This is a genomic window from Ruegeria sp. HKCCA4633 (genome assembly GCF_013034605.1).
In the GTDB taxonomy this organism is placed as follows: Bacteria; Pseudomonadota; Alphaproteobacteria; order Rhodobacterales; family Rhodobacteraceae; genus Ruegeria.
The window spans coordinates 1-3,455 of the sequence record NZ_WQGJ01000020.1; the positions used below are offsets into that span (position 1 = coordinate 1).

A 3,455-nucleotide genomic window follows, 5' to 3' on the forward strand; every position below is an offset into this window, starting at 1 on the left:
GCAACCGCTGCGAATTCTGACGTGACCAGTCGAAACGGCGGTCCAAGCAACAGTCAAATGCTCTCAAAGGGTAGCAACGGCGGTGTTGATGGTGTCGCTTTTTTTCGCCCGGTCTTAAGCGGTGTCCTGTATCGATCCGGTTTCAAGGGCGGCGACAAGGATCGAACGGGCCTAAGTGAGGGTCAACGCGAAACTCTGTGCGGTGAAGGGTTTTCAACCGGGTTTTATGCCGACTTCGGCAAAAACACTCAATACGGTCGCACCAGTTGCGGAAACGGATCCTTTGACTATCAAAGTGCCAGATCCTCCCGACCCGGTGCTGTCATGGCATCCATACACGAGGTGATTGAAAACCCTGGAAAGGGCCCTGTTCTGGTGCACTGCATGTGGGGGGTTCATTCCTCGGGAGCATTGTCCGCAATGGCGCTCGTCCAGTTTTGCGGTTGGACGGAAGAAAGGGCCAAGGAATATTGGAACGATGCCCGAAACGGTGCCCCATGTTCAGGCGGGTGCGACCAGTGGATTGACTCAAAATTCTCCAACTTCAGTGTCGACTCCAATTTGAAGATCTCTACCGAACAACAGGCAGCGATTTGCCCTAAATGATACCGGGAGGACTATCCAAATGAAGTTCAATCTTCTGGGGTCACTTGCTCTCATTGCACCCACTGTCTTGTGGGCGAACGACGATGTTCTAGGTGAAGCCACGACATTTGATAGTCCCAATGGTGTTATGGAACGCTGTATTCGGATCGAAAAAGTTCCAACGGGCGAGTACAAGAAAAGCGATCTTGAAGAAGAAACAGCCTATTGCGAGATCGATTTCTATACCTCCGAAATTGCTATTTGCCCAAAAATCTGGAGCACCAGCCCAGGAATGGCCGTTTACGATATTTCGGAAGGACCTTACATGGGGAACCGTTCTGAATTCGAGAGAAACGCTTGCAAGGAGGGAAAGGCGGCAAAAGATCTGGCCAAGGACAGGGTGGCTAAATTCAAGTCCACCATGAACCAAAAAGGCACCAGTGGCACGTTTTCCACGTCTTCACTGCTTTACTATCATTTCTCCAGATATTTCGACGCGACTGTCAAAGTTCCAGTAGCCGTTTGGCGTAGCATGGACGCCCAGGCGCATTTCTCCGAGGTCGCCGAGCCTGGCCTTGCGATTTCCGGTGGTTCTCATGGCGGGCGCATGAACCACGAAGGCTGGCGGGTCTTCGCAGCTGCGGATTCCGACCCAAATTCATACCAACCCACCGATGATCTGTTCACCTCGGATCGAACGCAAATTTACGGTGTACTGCTTGACAGTCCCGGGCATCGATACGGCTCGGAAATCAACGGCACCCGCAAATCTGGTTGGGGGAAAGGTCAGAACCGCGATTTTCAGGAAACCCCCGCTTTCTTGGCTTTGCGATCTTCAAAACCCTTGCTAGAGGCCATTGCAGAGGGCGTGAAAGAAGGCCGAAAAGACCGGATGATCAACAAGGATCTCGGTCCCGATGTCAGTGACCAACAGATGGCATTTTGGATGCAAGAACTGACCGAGATTGTTCTCCTCGACTTTATCTTTAGCCAGCAGGACCGCGTAGGAAACATAGACTTCACACCCTATTGGTATTGGGTCGAAGACGGAAAGCTGAAGCACAAGAAAGCCAAACACCATGAGCCAAACGATGGAGATATTCCCGCCGACGCATTATTGATCCGTCGCAGCAATCTAAACGACAACGATGCTGGTGGGCGGGTCGAGTATGCCAACTTCGCGAAATCCACTCAAATGCTGGAGAAAATGCGGCACTTCTCTCCAAGCACGTACCGGCGCTTGGTCGCTTTGAATAATGATCTTCAATCTCAAGGTCCCGTCTACGGCTGGTTGTCGCGAAGCCTTGGGTTGTCAGATAGGCAGATTGCACAGGTTGTAAAAAACACCGAGTTGGCAACGTCCATTCTCCAGGACAATTGTTCTAATGGTGATTTGATGTTCGACTTGGATCCTGTCGCATTCTTTTTGAGAAACAACACCGAGGTAGAGACAGTGGATTGTAATGACCCGTAGGCTTTCTACGCTTTTTGCGGCGTTCATTTGGACCGCTCTAATCGCCTGCAAAGCGGCGGCATTGGACGTCATCGTCATATCGGACCTGAACGGCAGTTACGGTTCGGTAAAGTATGCGCCTCGGGTCGATACGGCGATTGAACGGATAATCGAGATTGATCCCGATTTGGTGATTTCGACGGGCGATATGGTCGCGGGACAGCGCATTCCCAACTTGTCAGACAAACAAGTCAGGGAGATGTGGAATGCCTTTCACGAAGCCGTATCAGATCCTTTAGAGGCCGCCGGAATTCCATTTGCGGTCACGCCTGGGAACCACGATGCCTCTGCTTACCGAGGGTTCGAGCGTGAAAGAAAAATATATGCAGAGCAATGGACACCGAGAAAGCCAGACGTCGATTTCCTGATTTCGGATGACTACCCGTTCTTCTACGCATTTGAGATGCAGGGTGTAACATTTGCGTCTTTGGATGCAACAACCCTAGGGCCGCTATCCGGCGACCAGCAGGACCGGCTAAAGGAACTGGGTGCAGACGGGGACCCGATTGTCACTTTCAGTCACCTCCCACTTTGGCCGTTCGCGATCCAGCGCGAACGCGAAATCATCGGTGACCCAACACTTGAAAAAATTTACCTAGAAAGCGGTGTCGTTCTGCATCTGTCAGGCCACCATCATGCCTTCTACCCAGGCTGGAAAGACGGTGTGGCTTATGTTTCCCAAGCTTGTTTGGGAGGTGGCCCGCGACGGCTTATTGGTGACAATGCCAAATCACCTCACAGCTTCACTCATGTTACGTTCCAACCAAACGGAGAGTTTGGGATAGCAGTATATCGAGGGCCTGATTTCGAAAGGTCAGCAAACTTCAAGTCGCTCCCGAAAGAGATCAGATCCCCGAATGCGGTGTTGAAACGCTTAGACCTTGTGAAATGATTAGAGGTTGAGTTTCAGCTCAACTTTTTCAGGGACCAGATCGTTTATCATCTCTTCGATCCGAGCTTCCGACAATCCACCCGAGGTAATGAAAAGCAAAGAAACGCGAGATTTTCCGGGTACGTGGTGTTTTCTGACCAACTTCCAGCCAGCGTCTGCGGCCATAGCTTCAATGTCCCCGCTGACTTTCAATGAGTGCTCTTCGTCAGAACCCTTTAGTAAGATTTCCACACCTTTGTTTCGGCCACCCAACCAAATGAAACACCAACATACAACCGCCACCAGTGTGGCCATCAAGGGTAAGCCCAGCCCTACCGCCAGCCCAAGCACGGTGACTATAATCATTTCCACCGTGTCGACCGGGTCATCCATATTTGATCGGAACCTTAACAGAGCTCCTATTCCAAAAATCACGAACCCGATCATCGATCCGTGCTGTACGACCAGAAACCCAACCGCCATGCC

General features: G+C 51.3%; 3 protein-coding genes. 2 read left to right on the forward strand and 1 reads right to left on the reverse strand.

Translation table 11 applies throughout. From position 1 onward, the window contains the following. The first annotated feature begins 625 nt into the window (after positions 1–625). Both GOV85_RS21340 and GOV85_RS21345 read left to right on the forward strand, forming a co-directional pair. Positions 626–2,059 (forward strand): hypothetical protein, encoded by a 1,434-nt coding sequence (locus tag GOV85_RS21340; protein WP_171181992.1) that lies wholly within the window; start codon positions 626–628, stop codon positions 2,057–2,059. Next, a complete protein-coding gene (locus GOV85_RS21345) occupies positions 2,049–2,990 on the forward strand; it encodes a metallophosphoesterase (RefSeq protein ID WP_171181994.1) in 942 nt (313 codons plus the stop codon). The genes GOV85_RS21340 and GOV85_RS21345 overlap by 11 nt, the downstream gene beginning before the upstream one ends. Here GOV85_RS21345 and GOV85_RS21350 read toward each other — a convergent pair. Beyond that, positions 2,991–3,455, reverse strand: a 465-nt coding sequence (locus GOV85_RS21350; RefSeq protein WP_217358306.1) for a hypothetical protein, incomplete at its 5' end; no start/stop codon positions are given.